Source organism: Kitasatospora sp. NPDC091257 (assembly GCF_044757675.1).
In the GTDB taxonomy this organism is placed as follows: Bacteria; Actinomycetota; Actinomycetes; order Streptomycetales; family Streptomycetaceae; genus Kitasatospora; species Kitasatospora lactacystinica.
This window is the reverse complement of the sequence record NZ_JBIVVI010001605.1, coordinates 1-1636: the sequence shown is the minus strand read 5'-3', so window position 1 is coordinate 1636 and position 1636 is coordinate 1. Positions and strand designations below refer to the sequence as shown.

Below are 1636 nucleotides of genomic sequence, written 5' to 3'. Positions count from 1 at the left end.
CCCTCCCGCCCACCGCCACCTGGCAGGACCGCACACAGGCCCAGGCCACCGCCCTGCGCCTGAGCATCAAACAGCACCCCGGCGGCGCCCAACTCCTCGCCGAGAGCCCCGGCATGCTCAGCACCGGCGCCCTCTCCCTGATGGAACGCCTCCTGCGCACCCTCCTGGACGCCGGCCTGCCCGCCGAGCACTGCGCCATCGCCGCCGACACCCTGCTCAGTCACGTCACCGGCTTCGTCCTCCAGGAACAGAACCAGCCCGCGACACCCCCACCCGTCACCGCCGAGCTCTACACCGAACTGCGCGAACGGTTCCCCCTCCTCATGGACCCGTCCATGCCCCGCCACAGCCAGGACGAGAAGTTCGCGCGAAGCGTCCGCCTGCTCTGCGCCGGCATCGCGACGCTCCCCTAGGCTGACGGCATGTCGAACCACGCCCTCGCCGAACGCCACCGGCTCGCCCAACTCCTCACCGCCGCCGGGCCGGACGCGCCCACGCTCTGCGCCGGGTGGACCACCCGGGACCTCGCCGCCCACCTGGTGGTCCGGGAGCGCCGGCCCGACGCGGCGGCCGGCATCCGGGTCGGGGCGCTGGCCGGGTGGACGCGGCGGGTGCAGGACGGGTACGCCGAGCGGCCGTACGAGGAACTGGTGCGGCTGTTCCGGGCCGGGCCTCCGGTCTACTCCCCGTTCGCCCTGCCCGGCGCGGACGAGGCGGCGAACACCGTGGAGTACTTCGTCCACGCCGAGGACGTCGTACGGGCGGCCGAGGACTGGACCGCTCAGCCCGTACCGCCCGGGCGCGCCGAGGCCCTCTGGCGCCGCCTCCCGCTCATCGCCCGCCTGGAGGCGGGCCGCCGCTCCCCCGTCCGCCTGGCACTCACCCACCCGGACGGCCGTTCCCTCACCGTCGGCCCGGCCGGAGCCGCCACCGTCCGCGTCACCGGCGAACCCGGCGAGCTGGTGCTCTTCACGTACGGCCGCGGGGCCCTGACCGCCCTCACCGTCGACGGCGCCTCCGACGCCGTCGAGGCCCTGCGCCACGTCCTTCCGCTGCCCCCGAAGTAGCGGCGGCAGAGGGTCGGTGCGGCCTCTCGGCAGAGGGTGGGCGGTCAGCTTCCGGGGCGGCCCTTGGAGACGAACAGCTGGACGACGCTGTTCGCCGCCGCGGTGCGCCCGACCTGCGGCTCGGAGTTGACGACCGACCCGGCGGGCACCTTCCAGTCGGTGAGTTCGTGGACCTCGTAGCGCAGCCCGGCCGCGTCCAACAGCCGGGTGGCGGCGTCCCGGGACAGGCCGGCGACCGCGGGGACGGTCACGGTCGCGGTGCCGGGCGCGGGCGGGGCGGCGGGGGAAGGGGCGCCTTCGGTCGCCGACGGCGCGGGAGCGGACGCCGACACCGGAGCGGAAGGAGCGGAAGAAGCGGCAGGGGAGGCGGGCGAGGCAGGGGCCGGTGGCGCGGACTGGACGGCCGGGCCCGGCGCGGTCCCCGCCGGGCCGCCGCCGCCCGGCGATCCGGGCAGGAGCAGGGCCGCGCCCGTCGCGATGGCGGCCACCGCCGCCACCGCCGCGACCCCGGTGAGAGCGGTGCGACGGCGCATCGCGCGCCGGATTCCGGCGGCGTCGATCACGGGGGT

The 1636-nt window shown here is 76.7% G+C and carries 3 protein-coding genes; 2 read left to right on the top strand and 1 reads right to left on the bottom strand.

From position 1 onward, the window contains the following. Both ACIQOV_RS40680 and ACIQOV_RS40675 read left to right on the top strand, forming a co-directional pair. On the top strand, window positions 1-413 hold a 413-nt coding region (locus ACIQOV_RS40680), incomplete at its 5' end, for a TetR/AcrR family transcriptional regulator C-terminal domain-containing protein (RefSeq protein ID WP_401056076.1). 9 nt (window positions 414-422) lie between these two features. Continuing rightward, a complete protein-coding gene (locus ACIQOV_RS40675; protein WP_401056074.1) occupies window positions 423-1067 on the top strand; it encodes a TIGR03085 family metal-binding protein in 645 nt (214 codons plus the stop codon). 44 nt (window positions 1068-1111) lie between these two features. Here the strand turns inward: ACIQOV_RS40675 and ACIQOV_RS40670 are convergent. Beyond that, on the bottom strand, window positions 1112-1636 hold a 525-nt coding region (locus ACIQOV_RS40670; protein ID WP_401056072.1), incomplete at its 5' end, for a PASTA domain-containing protein.